This is a genomic window from Haladaptatus sp. CMSO5 (genome assembly GCF_036689885.1).
In the GTDB taxonomy this organism is placed as follows: Archaea; Halobacteriota; Halobacteria; order Halobacteriales; family Halococcaceae; genus QDMS2.
The window spans coordinates 2,163,220-2,183,200 of sequence record NZ_JBAHVW010000001.1; the positions used below are offsets into that span (position 1 = coordinate 2,163,220).

17 protein-coding genes are annotated in these 19,981 nt (G+C 60.5%); 8 read left to right on the forward strand and 9 right to left on the reverse strand.

The window, feature by feature from the left end:
* Positions 1 to 37: 37 nt before the first annotated feature.
* Genes V5N12_RS11355 through V5N12_RS11380 form a run of 6 tightly spaced genes read right to left on the reverse strand, consistent with a single transcriptional unit; the run spans position 38 to position 6,502 of the window.
* Positions 38 to 544 (reverse strand): DUF7529 family protein, encoded by a 507-nt coding sequence (locus V5N12_RS11355; RefSeq protein ID WP_332899282.1) that lies wholly within the window; start codon positions 542 to 544, stop codon positions 38 to 40.
* A complete protein-coding gene (locus tag V5N12_RS11360) occupies positions 544 to 1,620 on the reverse strand; it encodes an ABC transporter ATP-binding protein (protein WP_332899283.1) in 1,077 nt (358 codons plus the stop codon). Before V5N12_RS11360 ends, V5N12_RS11355 begins: the two co-directional genes overlap by 1 nt.
* On the reverse strand, positions 1,617 to 2,813 hold the full coding sequence (locus V5N12_RS11365) for an ABC transporter ATP-binding protein (protein WP_332899284.1): 1,197 nt from the start codon (positions 2,811 to 2,813) through the stop codon (positions 1,617 to 1,619). The genes V5N12_RS11360 and V5N12_RS11365 overlap by 4 nt, the downstream gene beginning before the upstream one ends.
* Positions 2,810 to 3,877 carry an ABC transporter permease gene (locus tag V5N12_RS11370; protein WP_332899285.1) on the reverse strand — a complete coding sequence of 356 codons (1,068 nt, stop codon included), beginning with the start codon at positions 3,875 to 3,877 and terminating at the stop codon, positions 2,810 to 2,812. The genes V5N12_RS11365 and V5N12_RS11370 overlap by 4 nt, the downstream gene beginning before the upstream one ends.
* Position 3,878: 1 nt before the next feature.
* Complete coding sequence (locus tag V5N12_RS11375) at positions 3,879 to 4,877, reverse strand: ABC transporter permease (protein WP_332899286.1); 999 nt, start codon at positions 4,875 to 4,877, stop codon at positions 3,879 to 3,881.
* A 5-nt stretch (positions 4,878 to 4,882) separates the two neighbouring features.
* Complete coding sequence (locus V5N12_RS11380) at positions 4,883 to 6,502, reverse strand: ABC transporter substrate-binding protein (protein WP_332899287.1); 1,620 nt, start codon at positions 6,500 to 6,502, stop codon at positions 4,883 to 4,885.
* 167 nt (positions 6,503 to 6,669) lie between these two features.
* Between V5N12_RS11380 and V5N12_RS11385 the strand changes: the two genes are divergently transcribed.
* The gene (locus V5N12_RS11385) at positions 6,670 to 7,467 is read left to right on the forward strand and encodes a succinylglutamate desuccinylase/aspartoacylase domain-containing protein (protein WP_332899288.1); all 798 of its coding nucleotides are present in this window, start codon (positions 6,670 to 6,672) and stop codon (positions 7,465 to 7,467) included.
* Positions 7,468 to 7,622: 155 nt separating this feature from the next.
* On the forward strand, positions 7,623 to 8,411 hold the full coding sequence (locus V5N12_RS11390) for a succinylglutamate desuccinylase/aspartoacylase domain-containing protein (protein ID WP_332899289.1): 789 nt from the start codon (positions 7,623 to 7,625) through the stop codon (positions 8,409 to 8,411).
* Here V5N12_RS11390 and V5N12_RS11395 read toward each other — a convergent pair.
* Positions 8,408 to 9,847, reverse strand: a complete 1,440-nt coding sequence (locus V5N12_RS11395; RefSeq protein WP_332899290.1) for an FAD-binding oxidoreductase — start codon at positions 9,845 to 9,847, stop codon at positions 8,408 to 8,410. The two genes, V5N12_RS11390 and V5N12_RS11395, sit on opposite strands and share 4 nt — an antisense overlap.
* Before the next feature lie 143 nt (positions 9,848 to 9,990).
* Here V5N12_RS11395 and V5N12_RS11400 point away from each other — a divergent pair, with 143 nt between their 5' ends.
* Positions 9,991 to 10,230 carry a hypothetical protein gene (locus V5N12_RS11400; protein ID WP_332899291.1) on the forward strand — a complete coding sequence of 80 codons (240 nt, stop codon included), beginning with the start codon at positions 9,991 to 9,993 and terminating at the stop codon, positions 10,228 to 10,230.
* Between the two features lie 47 nt (positions 10,231 to 10,277).
* Positions 10,278 to 10,760: a DUF309 domain-containing protein gene (locus V5N12_RS11405; protein WP_332899292.1), complete on the forward strand. Its 483-nt coding sequence runs from the start codon at positions 10,278 to 10,280 to the stop codon at positions 10,758 to 10,760.
* Here V5N12_RS11405 and V5N12_RS11410 read toward each other — a convergent pair whose 3' ends face one another.
* Complete coding sequence (locus V5N12_RS11410; protein WP_332899293.1) at positions 10,761 to 11,210, reverse strand: UPF0179 family protein; 450 nt, start codon at positions 11,208 to 11,210, stop codon at positions 10,761 to 10,763.
* Between the two features lie 25 nt (positions 11,211 to 11,235).
* Positions 11,236 to 11,631, reverse strand: coding sequence for a DUF5820 family protein (locus V5N12_RS11415; RefSeq protein ID WP_332899294.1), 396 nt, complete (start codon positions 11,629 to 11,631; stop codon positions 11,236 to 11,238).
* 541 nt (positions 11,632 to 12,172) lie between these two features.
* Between V5N12_RS11415 and V5N12_RS11420 the strand changes: the two genes are divergently transcribed.
* The 4 genes from V5N12_RS11420 to V5N12_RS11435 are packed head-to-tail and all read left to right on the forward strand — an operon-like array spanning position 12,173 to position 19,830.
* Positions 12,173 to 14,245 carry a PrkA family serine protein kinase gene (locus V5N12_RS11420; protein ID WP_332899295.1) on the forward strand — a complete coding sequence of 691 codons (2,073 nt, stop codon included), beginning with the start codon at positions 12,173 to 12,175 and terminating at the stop codon, positions 14,243 to 14,245.
* A 7-nt stretch (positions 14,246 to 14,252) separates the two neighbouring features.
* Positions 14,253 to 16,538, forward strand: a complete 2,286-nt coding sequence (locus tag V5N12_RS11425) for a PrkA family serine protein kinase (RefSeq protein ID WP_332899296.1) — start codon at positions 14,253 to 14,255, stop codon at positions 16,536 to 16,538.
* A complete protein-coding gene (locus V5N12_RS11430) occupies positions 16,529 to 17,842 on the forward strand; it encodes a YeaH/YhbH family protein (protein ID WP_332899297.1) in 1,314 nt (437 codons plus the stop codon). The genes V5N12_RS11425 and V5N12_RS11430 overlap by 10 nt, the downstream gene beginning before the upstream one ends.
* On the forward strand, positions 17,839 to 19,830 hold the full coding sequence (locus V5N12_RS11435) for a SpoVR family protein (protein ID WP_332899298.1): 1,992 nt from the start codon (positions 17,839 to 17,841) through the stop codon (positions 19,828 to 19,830). Before V5N12_RS11430 ends, V5N12_RS11435 begins: the two co-directional genes overlap by 4 nt.
* The last annotated feature ends 151 nt before the right edge of the window (positions 19,831 to 19,981 follow it).

The window sequence follows — 19,981 nt, forward strand, 5'->3', positions numbered from 1 at the left end:
ACTAACGGGACCCTCGGCCTTTACCTTCGCGTTCGCGCTACTCGCCCCAAATCGAGTCGGGGAAGAAGGCTTCCGGGTCGTGTAGCTCGACCGAAACCGCCACATCGCGCTGGAGGCGGTTCAAATTGAGCGTGAGCGACGAGTCGATGCGCTCGCGCAGCTGCGTGCCCTTCTCGTGGGGGTAGTAACCCGGCACGAGCAGCGCTTTCTTGTGTGAGGCATCCCGCAACACCGCGAGGAAGAAGACGGCGTCGGCTTCGGCGCGGTACACCTCCGATTCTTCGACGGTGTTGTCTTCGGTGAATTTGACGGCTTCTAAGTACTCGTCGTCCGCGACGAGAATGTCGAAGCCGGGAAGTTCCATATCAGGGAACACCTGTCCCGGATTCACCGTGACGACGCTCCAGCCGCTGTCGCGGTACTGCTTTGCGGTGGCTTCCATATCCGAGATGAGGGTGTCCCAGTACTCCGTGACGGCACCCGGCGCTTCGGCCTGCACAGACGGATTGTGCTCGAAGTCAGCCGGCTCCTCGTTATCCGTCATTAGTCGTCCTCCGATTGCATCGGCGCGTCAACCTCGCTCGATTCGTACGCATCAGTGTGTGGAAGCGGGTCTGCATCCCAATATGCGTGCTGGTCGTCGAGTCTGACACACGCTGCGGTGTGGTCCAGTCCAGCCGGATAGTCCGCGGGCGGTGAGTTCTTACACGCCTCACGCGCGTACGGACAGCGTGTGTGGAACCGACACCCAACGGGCGGATTGCGGGGCGAGGGCACGTCGCCCGGAAGCGCGTCCACGCGCCGGCCGAACTCGCTCGTCTTCGCCCGCGGCACGCTCTGGAGAAGCGCCTCGGTGTAGGGATGTTTCGGGTCTTCGAAGATCTGGTCGACCGGCCCCGTTTCGACGATTTTCCCGAGGTACATCACCGCAACGCGGTCTGAGATGTGGCGCACCACCGAGAGGTCGTGGGCGACGAACAGGTAGGTCAACCCGTACTCCTCCTGTAAGTCTTCGAGTAGATTCAACACCTGCGCTTGGACGCTCACGTCGAGCGCCGAGACGGGTTCGTCTAACACGATGAGTTCGGGTTCGAGTGCGAGCGCGCGGGCGATGCCGATACGCTGGCGCTGGCCGCCTGAGAACTCGTGTGGGTAGCGGTCGATTTGGTCGGCAGAGAGGCCGACGCGGTCGAGCAGGTTCTTCGCCTTCGCTCGGCGTTCTTCGCGGTCTGCGAGGTCGTGGATGACGAGCGGTTCGGTGATGATTTCACCGGCGGTCATCCGCGGGTCGAGGCTCGAAAACGGGTCTTGGAAGACGATTTGCGCCCGTCGCCGGAACGCGCGAAGTTGCTCGTCGTCCATCTCGAAGATGTTCTCGCCGTCGAATTTGACGCGCCCGCCAGTCGCCTCGCGCAGGCGAAGCAGGGTTTCGCTGGTCGTGGACTTCCCACAGCCAGACTCCCCAACGAGGCCGAGCGTTTCGCCTTTGCGAACCTCGAAGGAGATGTTGTCCACTGCCTTCACGCTCTGGGGGTCGCGCCCGAGCATGCGGTCTACGAACGTGTCCTGTTCGAAGTAGTATTTCTCCAGGTCTTCGACTTCGAGAATTGCCTTACTCATCGGTCACCACCTCCCTCGAAGTAGCCTTCGGGAAGGGCTTCTTGCTCGTTGTACGACTGCTCTGTGAGCACACAGCGCGCTTCGTGGGCGTCGTCGCCCGACACCGCACGCATCGGCTGGCGTCCGAGGCAGTCGTGCATCGCGTACGGACACCGGTCTGCGAAGTAACACCGGTCTTCCATCTCCTGGTCTACGAGACTCGGCACGTTGCCTTCGATTGGCTGGAGTCGTGGAGCGGGGTCTTCTAAGTCCGGAATCGACCCGAGGAGCCCTTGCGTGTAGGGGTGCGTTGGGTCGTCGAACACGGCTTCGAGCGACCCACGTTCAACGATTTCACCGGCGTACATGACGCCGACGCGGTCACACATCCGTGCCACGACGCCGAGGTCGTGGGTAATCAGCACGATGCTCATGCCACGGTCTTCCTGAATATCGCGCAGCAGATTCAGAATCTGTGCCTGAATCGTCACGTCGAGCGCCGTGGTTGGCTCGTCTGCAATCAGCACGTCCGGTTCGCCTGCAAGCGCCTGGGCGACCATCGCCCGCTGGAGCATCCCGCCGGAGAACTGGTGGGGGTACTCATCTGCGCGCTCTTCGGGGTCTGGAATCCCGACCTGTTCGAGCAGGTCGATGGCTCGTGCGTGGCTCTCCTCGCTCGTGTAATCCCGGGTTGGAATCACGGCATCGAGCAGGAGATTCGAGAGCCCATAGCCTTGCGTCCGCGAGCGCGTTCGGCGCGGGTTCGCCTTCGCTCGCTGTTGGACCTCGACGGCTTCTGCAATCTGCTCGCCCACGGTGAGCGACGGATTGAAGCTGCTCATCGGGTCTTGGAAGATCATGCTGAACTTCGGGCCGCGAAGCGACTGGCGGACGCCTCTCGGCAGTTGCCGGAGGTCGACGTAGTCGCCATCGACGGCTGCTGGGTTCTTCTCGCGGAACTCTTCTGCGAGTTCCGGATACCGGAACCAGACGTGGCCGCCCGTGACCCGACCCGGCGAATCGACGAGGTCGATGACCGAGAGTGCGGTCACGGATTTGCCACTGCCGGACTCACCGACGATGCCGAGAATCTCGTTTTCCTTGACGTCGAACGAGACCTTCTCGACGGCGTTTACCTGCCCTTCCTCGGTGAAAAAGCGGGTCGTGAGGTCTTCGACACGGAGGACATCACGCCGCATGAACGACGCCGTCATACGCCACCCTCCCCTTCGATACCGGGGTCGAGGGCGTCTCTGAGCCAGTCACCGACGAGGTTGAGCCCGATGACGGTGAGCACGATGGCGAGGCCCGGAATCGCGGCAATCCACCACGCGGTGGTCTGGTAGTCACGTCCGTTGGCGATGTCGAAGCCCCACGAGACGTTCGCGCCCGAGAAGCCGAGGAACGACAGCGCGCTTTCGAGCAGGATGATGGCGGCCACCTGAATCGTCGCAAGGACGAGAATTGGCGTGGCCGCGTTCGGGAGCACATGGCGCGTCAGGATGTAGGAATCCTTGCCACCCATCGACCGTGCAGCCTTGATGTAGGACTCCTCGCGCAGGCTGAGTGCCTCACCGCGGGCGACCCGTGCGAACCAGACCCAGTTTACGAGCGCGACGACGACGATAATTGTCCCCGGCAAGATAATTGTCGAGGGCATCGGCGCAGTCGAGAGGCCAACAAGCCCACGGAACGCCTCCGCAAACCCAGTCACGACGAGGGGGTCTGGCAGTCTCAGTTGGGCTTGCCCAGCAACGCCCACGAGGGCGATTGCGAGCACGAGCGACGGGAACGCGAGCATAATGTCTGCACTGCGCATCAGCGCGTCGTCAATCAGTCCGCGGTAATACCCCGCAGACAGACCGACGACGACGCCGATGAGCGTCGCGAGCGACGTACCGAAAATCCCGACGAGAATCGAGGTTCGCGCTCCATAAATGACCCGCGAGAGAATGTCGCGGCCGTTGCCGTCGGTGCCAAAGGGATGAGCGAGCGTCGCGTTCTCGTAGACGACTTGGGTTTCGGTTGCGACCTGGCCGTCTTCGATGACGACGCGGCCGTCTTCCATTTTGGTCACTTCCTTTTCCTCTGCGGTGGAGAAGCCAAGCGGAGGCAGTCGCGCGTCCTCTAACGACTGGTCGCCCGGGTGGTACGGCGCGATAAGTGGGGCGAGAATCGCCATCAGGAGGATGAACGCGACGATACCAATCCCCACCTTTGCGAGGAAGTTGCGATTCAGTTCGCGTTTGAGATTTCTGCGCGTACGTGGAGAGAGCATGTTAATCGAACCCCACTCTCGGGTTGATGTAGGCGTAGAGTGTGTCTACGACGATGTTCACGAGGACGAACCCAACGCCCACGACGATGAGCGACCCCTGAATCACCGGCCAGTCACGGCGGCTGATAGAGTCGATAATCAGCGTCCCAAGCCCGGGCCAGTTGAACACCTGTTCGGTGATGACGGCACCACCGATGAGCGTCCCCAACTGGAGGCCAATGACCGTGATGACCGGGATGAGTGTGTTACGGAGGACGTGCTTATAGCGCACGAGCGACTCGGGGAGTCCCTTCGCCCGCGAGGCGCGAACGTAGGTTTTCCCGAGTTGGTCGAGCATGCCGCTTCTGGTCAGGCGGGTGATGAGCGCCGTGAAGTACGTCCCGAGGGTAATCGCTGGGAGCGTGATGTGGCTGAGCCAGTTTACGAGGCCGTCAGTGGCCGCAGACAGCTGTCCGGAAGCGAGCATCGAAAACACCATGCTGAGGCCGACCGGCCGTCGGCTCGTCGGGAAGACGTTGAACTGGACGGCGAGGAGGATGATGAGCATGACCCCGAGCCAGAAGTTCGGTGTGCTGATTCCCACGAGCGAGAAAATCGTCGCCCCGTAGTCTGCTGGCTGGTGGCGACGGGTCGCGCTGATAACGCCGAGTGGGATGGCGATAATCACCGCCACAATCGTCGCCGCAATCGCGAGTTCCAGCGTGGCTGGCAATCTGGCGAGCACCCGCGTGAACACCGGCGTGTTCGACACCAACGACGTGCCGAAATCACCGAACGGAACGCCAGCTAAGAAGTCAAGATACTGGATGTGTAGTGGCTGGTTGAGGCCTAAATCCTCGATGACGCGCGCCCTCGTCGCCGGGTCGACGTCCGGTGGAAGTAACACGTTTGCCGGGTCGCCCGGCGAAACCAATCGGAGGGCGAACACGACAGTGATCACTCCCCAGATAACCAACACCCCCTGTAACACCCGCTTTAAGAGAAAACGTCCAAGGCCCATTTGGACTAGTTCTTGGTAATCGCGTAGGCGTCGATACGTTCGTCAGCGCGGGCCTCCCAGTTGAGGGCACTGTTCACACCGTAGACGCTGTACTGTTGGTTGAGATACACCCACGGTGCCTCCTCGTTGCACACGGCGTTTGCTTCCATGAGCGTCTGTGCGCGCGTCTCGCCGGACTCGTTGCCCGCGCGATTGAGCAGTTCGTCGAGTCGTTCGTTGCTGAACGTGGTGAGCGCACCGTCGCTTTTCAGGAGTGCCGTCATCACGAGGCCGCCATCGAAGGTTGCCTCACCCCAGCCGATGAGGTACCACGGTGGCTTGTCTTCGATGTTGCCCGTGAGCAGTTCGTCTACGAGCGACCCGAAGTCGCGCTGGCGAACCGTGACCGACACGTTTGGCAGGTCGTTGACGAAGCCAGCGACCGCCTCTGCGATTTCTAAGTCTTTCAGGTAGCGGCCAACCGGCGTCTGGAGTTCGAGTTCGACGCCTGCGTGGCCCGACTGCTCGACCAGTTCTGCAGCCCGCTCAGGATCGTAGTCGTAAGAAGGCAGGTCCGGGTTGTAGCCAACGAACTCCGGCAGGGTTGGCTGATTGGTCTCCGCCGCGAAGCCGCCGAGGACGTTCTGGTTGATGCTTTCTACGTCAACCGCGTAGTTGAGCGCCTGACGGAACTCTTTGCTCGAAAACGGCTCGACGTCGTAGCGAAGCGCGTTGAAAATGACGCGCGTACTCGGCGCGGCCGCGATGGTGGCATTGTCAGAGTCGTTTACGCGCTGGACCTCTTGGGGTGGCACGTTCACGACGATGTCCGATTCGCCTGCGAGCAGTTGGTTTACGCGCGTACTCGACTCCGCTGCGCCGCGGAACGTGACCGACGCCGCGGGGGCGGGGTCTTGCCAATAGTCGTCGTAGCGCGCGAGGACGACTTCTTCGTCTTCGGTGTACGAGTCGAGCATGAACGGGCCAGTGCCGTTCATGTCACCTGCGATGTCCGCCTGCTCGCGGGCTTCGACCCACGACTTTTGCATGATGTCGCAGTAGGTCGCAAACTCGGAGAAGACGATTGGGTTGAGGCCGTCGCTCGTGACCTTCACTGCACCGTCCATCGCTTCTGCGCCGGTGACGCCCGCGAGCTGGTCTGACTGCGGGCTCGCAAAGCCAACGTCGTCGTTTACGATGCGGTTGATGCTGAAGGCAACGTCCTCTGCGGTCAGTGAGTCCCCGTTGTGGAACGTGACTTCGTCGCGCAGTTGGAACATGACGGCATTCTCGCCATCGACGCGACTCCACTCGGTCGCGAGCGATTCGAGAATCTTCCCGTCCGCGTCGCGCGTGAGGACGCCCTCATATACGTGGAGCATGACGACTTCGGTCGGCGTTTCGCGGTGGTCGTGTGGGTCGAGGCCGGAGGGCAGCGACCCTTGGGTAATCGTGAGGTCGAAGTCCGCTTCGCCGCCTGCACTCGTCCCACCGCTCGTGGTTGTGGTCTCACCGCCAGACGTGGTCGCTTCCGTGGTTTCTCCATCGCCCGTATCGCCACCGGTACAGCCAGCGAGTGCTACACTCGCCGCTGCGCCGCCCGAAAGCTTGAGGAACGTCCGCCGATCTACGGTATTTGATGGCATGGCTCTAAGATTACAAATAGGGACTAATAAAGGACACTATCAGATTTCGGATATATGTCGACAGTTTTTCACGTGAAACCTTATTCCTGCAGTCGGATTTTTGGAGAGAAGTGAAAGCAGTACTTGTTATATCTTTTGCCGCAATACGTAATGCCATCTGCTAAAATATGCGTGTGCACACACTCGGTTCGGGCGACCCGGAGTTTGCGGTTGTCGCGTGCCTTCACGGAGACGAACTGTGCGGAAAGAACGCCATCGAACGCTTTCTCGCGGCGGAGTTCCCCGTCAAAAAACCGCTCAAACTCGTCATCGCAAACGAGGAAGCCATCGAGGAGGGCGAGCGCTTCATCGATGAAGACCTGAACCGGGCGTTCCCGGGTCATGAAAACGCAGCGTCCCACGAAGACCGGCTCGCCGCCGCCGTCCTCGACGAACTCGACGGCCTGCAGGTTCTCGACCTCCACGCGACGGTGTCGTTCCCCGAACCGTTCGTGTTCTATCACCGGTTAACGCCGCGAACGAGACAGCTCTTACAGGCCACCGGCCTCAGCCGGGCGGTGAACATCAGCCACGTCGGCGGCGGGCTCATCAACCACGTCGATGGCGTCGCCGTCGAATGCGGACTGAAAGGGAGCGAGGAAGCAAGCGACCATGCGTACGACGTACTGGTAAACTTCCTCGCCTCCTACGGCATCATCGACCACGAGCACGTAGGTTCCGACCCCGACGTGTACCGCGTGACGGAGGTCGTTCCGGGTGCAGGCTACGAATTCTTAGGTGTGAATTTCGAGGAGGTCGAGGCAGGCGAGGTGTACGCGACCAAAGAGGGGGAACCCGAAAAAGTCGCAGACCAGCCGTTTTTCCCGGTGTTGATGTCCACGGGCGGGTACGACCACCTGATAGGGTTTGCCGCCCAGCACCTCGGTATGCTTTCGTCGCTCGAAGACCAGCCAGACGAAGATTGAGTTGGTTCCGAATCGAACGTTCCCATTCGTTGCCGGTACGTGGGGTTTTCGCAGTTCTGTTCGTGTGGCTCCCGCGTGAACCTGTGACCTGTCCACGCATCCACGGCGACTGATGAATCGTATCGCTTTTAGGTAGATAGGCGATTGTTTCGCCAATGATAGTCGAACAGTTGGGGGAGGGCGACCCCACAATCGCCGTCGTTGCAGGTATCCACGGCGACGAACCCTGCGGCGTCCGAGCAGTCGAGCGATTGCTCGAAGAGCAACCGCACGTCCGCCAGCCGGTCAAACTCGTCATCGCAAACGAAGAAGCCCTCGAAGCCGGCGTCCGCTTTCTCGATGAAGACCTGAACCGAACGTTCCCCGGCGACCCAGACGGCGACACTCACGAATCGCGCCTCGCGGCGATGCTCGCAGACGAACTCGACTCCTGTCTTACGTTCTCGCTTCACTCCACGAAGTCGCACGCAGAGCCGTTCGCCATCTTCGACGACATGACCGAGTACATCAAAGACATCATGCCGCGGCTTCCCATCTCGGCTGTCGTCGAGACGGGCAACTACGTCGAAGGCCGACTGTTCACGAGCGTCGATACCATCGAAGTCGAGTGTGGCCTTCAGGGCACGCGTGACGCCGCGGAGAACGCAGACCGCCTCACGCGGGCGTTCCTGACGGCGACGGGTGTGCTGCCGGGTGACGCCCCGGAAAAACCGGTGCCCCACTTCCGACTGCAGGACAAAATCCCGAAAGGCCCCGCAGAGGAGTACGAAGTGTTCGTCGAGAACTTCGAGCCAGTCGAGGCGGGAAAAGCGTTCGCGGCGGCCGACGGCGAAGTCGAAGTGGCGCGAGAAGCGTTCTATCCAGTGTTGCTCTCCGCGACGGGCTACAGAAACGTGTTCGGCTATACGGCCGACTACTTAGGCGAGTTGCGCGCAGACGTTTAGTCGTCGGCCGACGCGCCGCGCGGGACGATGTTCTGATTCAGTTTGAACAGGTTCGTCGGGTCGTACGTCGTTTTTATCTCGACCAGTCGGTCGTAGTTCTCGCCAAAGAGGAGGTCTCCGGGCGCTTCGTCGAAGCCGGGGAAGTTGCCGTACGCGCCAGCGACGCCCTTGAACTGGCGGAGGTCGCTGATTCCAGTTCTCCCCCACGCGACGTTGTCGTCGTCCATCGAGGGGTCCTCCCAGTTCGCCTCGTAGGTGACCATGTACGGCGCGTTGCGGTTGGCAAAGGCCGTCTCGTCTGGGTCGCGGTCAGCAATCGCGCCGCCGAGGTGCCAGATGTCTACCGTCGAGAGCGCCGACGGTGACTCGCCGTGGGTGCGGACGATGTGGTCGATAACCTCATCGCTGAGGTCGTCTACATAGACGGACTTCCAGTAGTAGCGCAAGCCATCGGGGTAGTCCTCGTCAAGGAGGGATTGTAACGCCACATACGGGAGCGTGTCGCTGAAATCGACAATCGGGTCTGCGAGCGTCTTGAGTTGGGTGAACTCGGCGTCTGCATCGGCGACAGAGCCGTCGAACGCACCGAACAGAATCACGGCCGGTTCGCCCCACGCCGCCTCTGGGAACTCGTCTAATTCGGGCACCGCGTAGGTGAACGCGATCGTGTTCGCGTCGCGCGACGCCGTTTTCGTGTATTCGCGGTAGGCTTTCAGCACGGAAACCGCGTCGTCGCCGTGATACCAGATGAACAGCGTTGGCAGCTCCGGGCCGACTTCGTACAGCCGGAACTCGAAGGACGTGACGATGCCGAAGTTGCCGCCACCGCCGCGAATCGCCCAGAACAGGTCGTCGTTCTGGTCTACAGTCGCCGTCCGCACCTGCCCGTCTGCGGTGACGATTTCCGCGGAGACGATGTTGTCACACGCGAGGCCGTATTTCCGCCGGAGATGGCCAAGCCCGCCGTTCAGCGAGAGTCCCGCCACGCCAGTCGCAGAGACGACGCCGAGCGGTGTGGCGAGGCCGAACAGTTGCGTCTCGCGGTCTACCTGCCCGAGGGTTGCACCCCCTTGGACGCGAACCGTCCGCGCCTCGTGATCTACGAACACGCCGGTCATAGGCGAGAGGTCGATGACCAACCCGTCGTCTGCGCTCGCGTAGCCCGCAACGTTGTGCCCGCCGCCGCGCACCGCGACCGAGAGGTCGTGTTCGCGCGCGAGAGCGACGGCTTCTACCACGTCAGCCGTCCCGGTACACTGTGCGATGATGGCCGGTCGTTTGTCGATGACGCCGTTCCAGAGCGCCCGCGTCTCGTCGTATGCGGGGTCACCGGGGGTGATGACTGGTCCGGCGAACCGCGCTTCGAACGCCTGAATCGCGTCGTCCGTAAGTTCGACAGGCGTTGCTCCGTCAGTTGTCCGCCCCACCTTTGCCATACCCTCTATTCGTCAAGATAGAAAATAGCCTTCAACGAAGGTTTTCAGGACACTCAGGCGGGAGTGAGTGTTCGGACGATGGGGGGGACGCCGAGTGTCAATTAGTAGACAGCCTTAAGCGCCCTGCCTGTGAAAATTACACGATGATAACTGTGTTAAAAGAACTACTCTTTCGAGACGAGACGTTCTGGATAGCACTTGCACTGTGGGCGATTGGGGTTTTCGTCGGAGACGTGTTCTTTGTCGGGTCTCGGTCTATAGGAGAACTACTCACCGGTGTTGGGTTACTGCTCATCACACTCCGGCTCCTCATCGGTTCGGGAGTTATCCTCCACAGAAGCTACCGCGCCGGGAAGACTGGTTACGAAGAGAGTCTGGAGTAACTGTACAGACCGACAGGAACACACGGGTGGAGTGGTTAGTACCGAATATGGACGACCACACCCGCGACCCCTCCGTGAAACCGCCGCGTGGAAACCCCACCGGCTGGCGCGCAGACGGCCAGTGGGAACACGCCACGCTGCGGCGCGCTGTCGTCCACGGGGTGCGCCTCTACAACTCCGGAGAGTTCCACGAGAGCCACGACTGTTTCGAAGACGAGTGGTACAACTACGGCGCGGGAAAGACCGAGAGCAAGTTTTTACACGGGATGGTACAGGTCGCCGCGGGTGCGTACAAGCACTTCGACTTCGAGGACGACGCGGGCATGCGCTCGCTGTTTACGACCTCGCTTCAGTATCTCCAGGGCGTCCCACACGACTACTACGGCGTGGACGTACTCGACGTGCGCACCGTGTTGACGAACGCGCTCACCGACCCGACGGTGCTCCACGGCTGGCAGATTCGACTCGACGACGCACTACCGACGGCGAGAGAAGAAGACTTCGCGTACGCGCAAGCGCTCGAACACTGATTACTCGCCTTCGGGGGCGAGTTTCACGAGCGTCAAGTCGCGGTCTAACATGCAGTAGTCGTGGGGTGGCTCCCCGACGATTTCTTCGATTTGGTACTCCGTATCGAAATTTGCACCCATCGGGACGCAGTACTCGTGGCTCGGGCACTCGGTGTACGGACACGGCCCGGGAAGGGTGGCTTTACTCCCGGCGTACGCGCCGCGGGCGGCGACGTTCGCGTAGACGGAGACGGCTTCGACTTCCACGGCTTTGACGCCGGCGTCGTGGACCGCACAGTCGAGCGTCTGGGCGTTTTCGCGGATACCGGTCACCTGATAGCGCGTCCCTTCCGTGAGATTGAGACATTGATTGCGGTAGGGACACCCCTCGCAGGCACTCGATTCACCTTGGTAGATGAACTCCGTGCCGACTTCCGCGAGCCGCGAACCGATGAGCGAGACCTTCGGCATAAACTGGGCTACGCCTGCGGGGTTGTTAAGCCTCGCGCCCCGTCAGCTCGTCCAGTTTGTCGAGGTAGTCCTCGCGGGGCACCTGATACAGACTCCGGTAGTCGTACTCGCCCGCGGCGAACCGTTCTGTGAGCGCGAGTACGCCCGCGACGGCATCTTCGCGGGTGTCGAACGATTCTGCGGTTCGGCTCACGTCCGGTTCGAGGTACAGCGTGATGTACCACGGGTCGTCGGGGCGCAGTTGGTGTTCGATGCCGGGACGACGATTGCGGCGACCCTGGGTTAGATACAACGTTGGCAGGCACACGGGTGGGAAATCTTGAGTGTTGAACACGTCGGGACGGAAGGCGAGAACGATGCGCCCCTCTTCCTCTTCAGACCAGACCTCCCAGCCAGCGGGGAGTGACTCGAACGAACTCATAGTGGGAAATACCGGTGCCCGGGCAAAGAGTTGGGCGGTCTCTGAACCTGCGCGCGCAAAACCTCCTTATAAACTATTTGAATTAGTCGCCAGATTCCAGTCGGTTATAACACAACAAAATGCCCATGTATCCTCCTTTCAAGCCTCGATTAACCCGAACGTACAGTGAAAAAACGGGGTAGTGAGCGAATAGTTATATTGGTGGAGCACTCAAAGAATAAATAGTATCGGTGAGTTCGCTTACCGTACTGCCTGCTGTCTGGCCAGACGTACGCCGATTCGTGTTGTTACTCGCCATCCCAGAACGGGATTCGTTGCGTCTGCTGGATGGTACTAGTTCACACATGGCACACGACAACATCCGGTTCGACTCACTCCTTTGGAGTTTCCGCGGCGGACTAGCCGCCGGACGAAGAGGGTACTTTCTGCGAGCGGTCGCTTTCGCCATGGAGCGGGCTCGCTGCGTGTACCACACCCTGAGTCGAGAGATGCTGTCGGTCCCCGCCACGAGCACATCGAGGCGGCAATGGTCCGTGATAAAATGACAGGTGACATCGACACGTTAGAAATATTGAGCGAGGAGTACCGTGAGTCCATTCCGGACGATTTCCGCGAGACGCGGACGTTCACATGGTACTTACAGGAGGTCCTTGACCACCCTCGCATCGCCCGCAACGCACACCAGCGCGTCGCCGACATGTTCGACTTCTACGGCACAGAATACAACGAAGATGCCGGAATCGTCGAATACAAGCTGGCGACCGAAGACCCGCTCCACGAGGGTGAAAACACCTTCTTTGGCCGGGTCATCCACGAAGCGATCCACGAGTTCGTCAACAAGGTGAAAAGTGGTGCCCGCGGCCTCGGCCCGGAAAAACGCATCAAGCTGCTGCTTGGCCCCGTCGGGTCGGGGAAATCCGACTTCGACCGGCAGGTTCGCCACTACTACGAAGACTACACCATGCGCGAAGAAGGCCGCATGTACACCTTCCAGTGGACGAACCTCTGTGACATCATCGACGACCAAGACCCGGCAGACGACCACGTCCGTTCGCCGATGAACCAAGACCCGCTCGTGTTGTTGCCACAGGCCCAGCGCGACCAGATTTTAGCACAGATAAACGAGAATCTGGACGCGCCGTACACCATCCGCAACGAACAGGCGCTCGACCCGGCGAGCGAGTTCTACATGGACCGGTTGCTCGAAAACTACGACGACAACCTCCAGACGGTGCTCGAAAACCACGTCGAAATCGTCCGCCTCGTCGCGAATGAGAACAAACGCCAGTGCATCGAGACGTTCGAGCCAAAGGACAAGAAAAACCAGGACGAAACCGAGCTGACCGGCGACGTCAACTACTCGAAAATCGCCATCTACGGCGAGTCCGACCCACGTGCGTTCGACTACTCTGGGGCGTTCTGTAACGCGAACCGAGGTATCTTCTCGGGTGAAGAGTTGCTGAAACTCCAACGCGAGTTCCTCTACGACTTCCTGCACGCAACCCAAGAACAGACCATCAAGCCCAAAAACAACCCGCGGATGGACATCGACCAGGTCATCGTTGGCAGGACGAACATGCCCGAATACCGCGAGAAGAAGGGCGATGAGAAGATGGAGGCGTTCAACGACCGCACCAAACGCATCGACTTCCCGTACGTCCTCCAGTACGAAGAGGAGGCGAAAATCTACGGTAAGATGCTGCGCAACGCGGACGTGCCGGACGTGCACGTCGAACCGCACACCCTGGAGATGGCGGGACTGTTCGCCGTCCTCACGCGCATCGAGCAACCCTCGACCGAGCACGTAGACTTACTGCAGAAGGCGAAAGCATACAACGGTGAGACCGACGATATCGACGACGTTGACGTAAAGAAACTGCAAGACGAGGCTGCCACCTCCGCCGACATCGGTGAGGGGATGGACGGCATCTCGCCGCGGTTCATCGGCGACGAAATCGCAGAGACCATCATGGACTCTATGCACCGTGGCCGCCAGTTCCTCGCGCCGCTCACCATGTTCAATCACTTAGAGACGAACTTGGAGAATCACGGCTCGATTCCAGAAGAGAACTTAGAGCGCTACCACCGCTACCTCGAGATGGTGCGCGAAGAGTACAAAGAACGCGCCATCGAAGACGTGCGCCACGCGCTCGCCTACGACCTGGACGAAATCCAGCGACAGGGCGAGAAGTACATGGACCACGTCATGGCGTACATCGACGACGATACCGTGGAAGACGAGATTACGGGCCGCGAGTCCGGCCCAGACGAGAAGTTCCTCCGCTCGGTTGAAGAAAAACTCGACATTCCCGAAGACCGCAAAGACGACTTCCGTCAGGAAGTGTCGAACTGGGTCTCGCGCCGGGCGCGCGAAGGGACGAGTTTCAGCCCGCAGGACAACGAACGGCTCCGCCGGGCGTTAGAACGCAAGCTGTGGGAAGACAAAAAGCACAACATCAACTTCTCGGCGCTGGTTTCCGCTGGGGAACTGGACGACGAGGAGCGCAACGCCTGGATCGACGCGCTCGTAGACCAGGGCTACTCGCTCGAAGGGGCGAAAGAAGTCCTCGAATTCGCTGGCGCAGAGGTCGCAAAGGCGGAGATGGAGGAGTGATGATGCCGTGAGCAATGGAACCGAATACATCGCCGCGGCGAACGAGGCCCTTCGGGAAGCCTACGAACAGCCGATGTCTCTGGCTGAGTACGTAGACATTATCCTCGAAAATCCGCGGTTGGCGAGCCACGCGACCAAGTACCTCCTCGAAGCAATCGAGAGCGCAGGGACGCGCACGGTGGTCGAAAACGGCGAGGAGAAACAGCGTTACTGTTTCTTCGACGACCCCTCACACGACGGCGAACACGCGATTCTTGGTAACACGGAATCGCTCAACGCCTTCGTCGACGACCTTCGGTCGATTGCGGCCAGACGGGGCAAAGATGAGAAAATCATCTGGCTCCACGGCCCGACGGCGACTGGTAAGTCAGAACTCAAACGCTGTCTGATAAACGGGTTGCAGGCCTACTCGATGACCGAGGAGGGCCGGCGGTACACCGTCGAGTGGAACATTAGTTCAGCGAACACCTCCGGTGGACTCACCTACGGTGACGAAATCGAACTCGCGGAAGACGACTGGTACGAGAGTCCAGTGCAGGTACACCCGCTCACGGTCTTCCCGCGTGATGTTCGCGCGGAGTTACTGAAAGAACTCAACGCCCGGCCGGGCGATCACATCGACGTGGTCGTCGAAGGCCGACTCGACCCATTCTGCCGCGAGGCGTACAACTTCCTAGAGGAGAAGTACCGCCGCGAAGGCAAACACGACCTCTTCAGCGCAATCACGGACCCAAAACACCTGCGCGTGAAGAACTACGTCGTGGACATCGGACACGGCGTTGGCGTGCTCCACTCAGAAGACGACGGGACGCCCAAAGAGCGGCTCGTCGGCTCGTGGATGGCCGGGATGCTCCGCGAACTCGACTCGCGCGGGCGCAAGAATCCACAGGCGTTCAGCTACGACGGCGTGCTCTCACAGGGAAACAGCGTCATCACGGTGGTCGAAGACGCCGCGCAGCACGCAGACTTACTCCAGCGGCTGCTCAACGTTCCCGACGAGTCGCAGGTAAAACTCGATAAGGGCATCGGGATGGACATCGACACGCAGTTGGTCATCATCTCGAACCCCGACTTAGAGGCGCGACTCAACCAGCACGCAGAGCGCAACGACCAAGACCCGCTGAAGGCGCTCAAACGCCGCCTCGACAAACACGAGTTTGGCTACCTGACGAACCTGAGTCTGGAAGCCGAACTCGTCCACCGCGAGGTGACGAACGAACGCCAAGTGTGGACCTTCAAAGAGTACGATGAGGTCGGCGCACTCATCCGACAACCGGTGCGCCTCCAGGTGCGTGGCGGTGACCGCGACACGGTCGTCGAAAAAGAGCTCGCACCCCACGCCATCGAGGCGGCGGCGCTCTACAGCGTCGTCACCCGCCTCGACAACGAAGACCTGCCTGCGGGCTTGACCCTCGTGGACAAGGCGCTGTTGTTCGACCAGGGCTACCTCCAAGAGGGCGACGAGCGCCGAGACATCGACGACTTCGAATTCGACCCGGACAGCCATGACGGCGAGCGCGGGATTCCTGTCACCTTCACCCGCGACATCATCGCAGACCTGCTCAACCACGAGCAAGACCGCTATCATGCGACGCTCCCGGTCGAACACGTCATCATGCCGCGCGACCTGCTGAACGCGATGGCGAAAGGCCTCGCAGAGGCCCCGGTGTTCTCCGCTGGCGAGCGCGCCGAGTTTGAAAACCGCGTCGTGACCGTGAAAAAGCACATCTTCGACCAGCAAGAACAGGACGTGCTCCAGGCGATAATGCGCGAAAAGCGCGTGGACGAAGCCACCGTCGAGGAGTACATCGAACACGTCTACGCGTGGGCGAACGACGAGCAGATTGTGAACGCTCGCGGCGAGTCGGTCGACCCCGACCCGCTCAAGATGAAGATCTTCGAGACCGAGCACCTCGGACGGTTCGACGGTGAGGACTACCGGTCGAACAGCCCAACCGCACCGGTCGAAGACTTCCGCCGCGAGAAAATCATCACGGCGTTAAACCGCCACGCGTGGCAAAATCGCGACGAAGATTTCCACGTCCGGGACGTGAACTTGAAAGAAATCCCCATCATCAAGACCGTGCTCGAAATGCACGACTGGGACGATGTCAAGCGGATTTACCCGGACTTCAACCCTCGGCAGTGGGACGACCCGGCAACGGGGACGGAGACGACGGCGGTGAAAGCCCGCACCATCGCAAACATGGTCGAACTGTTCGACTACTCTGAGGCCTCTGCGGAGCTCACGAGCCGTCATGTCATGAAAGAGGTGGTACACAAATGGGACTGAGAGACGACGTTGAACGCTACCGCGAGGTTGGCGAAGAACGCCGCCAGGACTTAGCCGAGTTCATCCAGTACGGCGACCTCGGCCGAAGCCTGCCCCACGAAGTGAAAATCCCCATCAAAATCGTGGATTTGCCCGGCTTCGAATACGACCGCAGAGACCGCGGTGGCGTCGGACAGGGCCAGGGCGGTACCCCCGACGTGGGAGCGCCCGTTGGCCAGCCACAGCCACAACCCGGCGACGGCGAAGACGGCAAGCCCGGCGGCGAGGGCGGCGACCACGAGTACTACGAGATGGACCCCGAGGAGTTCGCCCAAGAGTTGGACGAAACCCTCGGGCTTGACCTCGAACCGAAGGGCAAGGAAATCGTAGAGGAGATAGAGGGTGATTACACGGACATCACCCGCACCGGCCCCTCCAGCACGCTCGACTTCGAGCGGATGTTCAAAGAGGGTCTGAAACGGAAACTCGCCTTCGACTTCGACCACGACTACGTCACCGAGGCGCTGAAGGTCGATGGCTGGGGTCCAGAGGAGGTCTTCGAGTGGGCGCGCGCCCAGCACATGCCCGTCTCGCGGGCGTGGCTCGACGACCGGTATTCGGACATTCCAGAAGCAGACCGCGCGACGTGGCCGTCGATAGCGGAGATGGAGGAGAACGTCGAACAGACGACCTCCATCGAGCGCATCCGCCGCGACGGCATCCGGCACCTGCCGTTCCGCCGCGAAGACGAGCGCTACCGCTATCCGGAAATCGTCGAAACCCGCGAGAAGAACGTCGTCGTGGTGAACATCCGCGACGTGTCCGGGTCGATGCGCGAGACCAAACGCGAACTCGTCGAACGCGTGTTCACGCCGCTCGATTGGTATCTGCAGGGCAAATACGACACCGCCGAGTTCGTCTACATCGCCCACGACGCAGAGGCGTGGCAGGTCGAACGCCCCGAGTTCTTCGGGATTCGTTCCGGCGGCGGGACGAAGATTTCCTCAGCCTACCAACTCGCCAAAGTCATCCTCGATGAGGAGTACCCGTGGGCCGAGTGGAACCGGTATGTGTTCGCGGCGGGCGACAGCGAGAACTCCTCGAACGACACCGAAGAGCGCGTCATCCCGCTGATGGAGGAAATCGACGCGAACCTCCACGCATACGTGGAGACCCAGCCGTCAGGAAACGCCATCAATGCGACCCACGCAGAGGAAGTCGAGCGCCACTTCAAAGAGAGCGATAACGTGGCGGTGGCCTACGTCACCAGCCCCGAAGACGTGTTAGACGCAATTTACACCATCTTGAGCACGGAGGAAGCATGACCGGAGACGACTACGAAAATCGAAAAGTTGCCGCACAGCTAGAAGAGCCGGTGCGCGAAGCGAACGCGCTCGCGCGCAAACTCGGCCTCGAACCCTACCCGGTCAACTACTGGATTATCGACTACGACGAGATGAACGCGCTCATCGCCTACGATGGGTTCCAGACGCGCTACCCCCACTGGCGCTGGGGGATGAAGTACGAACAGCAACAGAAACAGACGCAGTTCCTCGGCGGCAAGGCCTTCGAGATTGTCAACAACGACAACCCCTCGAACGCGTTCTTGCAGGTGTCGAACTCGATGGCAGACCAGAAGGCCGTCATCACACACGTCGAAGCCCACGCCGACTTCTTCCGCAACAACCGCTGGTTCCGACTCTTTGCGGAGACACAACCGAACGCAGCGGCGATGCTCGCCCGCCACGCAGAAACCATCGGCGAGTACATGGCAGACCCAGAAATCGACCGCTCTGAGGTCGAAGCGTGGATCGACTCGATTCTCTGCCTTGAGGACAACATCGACCAACACCGGCCGTTCCGGTCTGCCTCCTATCGCGCCTCGCGGCTCCCGGACGAAGAGGACATCGACGAGCGCCTGAAGAGCCTCAACATCTCCGAAGAGGTGTTGCGCGAGGTGTTCGACGAGGAGTGGCTCGAAGCCCGCCGGAAGGGTGATGAGACGCCGACGTTCCCGCCGGAACCGGAAAAAGACATCCTCGCGTTCCTCTGGAGCTACGGCAAGCAGTTCGACAAAGAGAACGGCAAGGCCCGCGACATGGAAGAGTGGCAACGAGACGTGCTCGAAATCCTCCGGCGCGAATCCTACTACTTCGCCCCCCAGAAGATGACGAAAATCATGAACGAAGGATGGGCCGCCTACTGGGAGTCAATGATGATGGGCGAAGAGCACTTTGCGGGTGCAGACGAGTTCATCAGCTACGCAGACCATCAGGCGAAGGTGCTCGGGTCGCCCGGCCTGAACCCGTACAAACTCGGGAAAGAACTCTGGGAGTACATAGAGAACACGACCAACCGCGCGATGGTGGCAGAGCGCCTGCTTCGCATCGACGGCGTGACGTGGCGGAACTTCCACGATGTCATCGACTTCGACGCGGTGATGGAGTCGCTGCAACCGGATGCGATGGTCGATTCCATCCGCCCGGAGACGCTCTCGAATCTCAACCCCGACGACCCGCGTATCGACGCCGAGGCGCTCGCCCTCGCCAAAGACGGCGAGATTGACGTCGAAGCCTACCCGTGGAAGGTGCTCACCTTCGAAGGACTCGCAGAGCGCCACTTCTCGCTGGTCAAACACCAGAATCAGGGGTTCATAAAGCGCATCACCCAAGAGGAACTCGAACGCCTCACGCGCTACATGTTCGACGACAGCCAGTACGCCGACGTTGGCGAGGCACTCTCAGACCTCGACTTTACGAAAGGCTGGGATCGGATGGCAGAAATCCGCGAGAGCCACAACGACGTGACGTTCTTAGACGAGTTCCTCACCCAGGAGTTCGTGGATGAAAATCACTACTTCACCTACGAGTACGTCCAGACGACCCGCGACTTCCGCGTGACGAGCGTGGACTACCGCGACGTGAAGAAGAAACTCATGTTGCAGTTCACCAACTTCGGGCGGCCAACGATACTGGTGCTCGACGGGAACTACAACAACCGCAACGAGCTGTTGCTCGGCCACCGCTACAACGGCGTCATGCTCGACTTAGAGCAGGCGACGCAGGTGTTAGAGCGCGTCTTCGACCTCTGGGGTCGGCCCGTCTCGCTCAAGACGATTATCAAAGAGGTCGATGACCACGCCATTGAGGTAGCGCGCCGCCGCGACCGCGAACCGGAGCCAGAAGAGCGCGGCAAGCTCATCCGCTACGACGGCGAGACGGTGAGTGTCGAAGACCTGCCGTGGGAAGAGGTCGAAGCCATCGCCGCAGACGACGTGGACTACGACACGAAGCCAAAAGAGTGGCTGGCCTGACCACTCGATACACCCGTTTTCCGTGGTTGGCCGTTCCACAACGAATAATTAGGAAGGTTGTGAAGCAGGTACTGAACTGTCTCGTGTCCCCGAGCCACGAGCGCACTCCCACCACCCAGTAGTGATAGTGATGACCCACCCCTGTCCAACC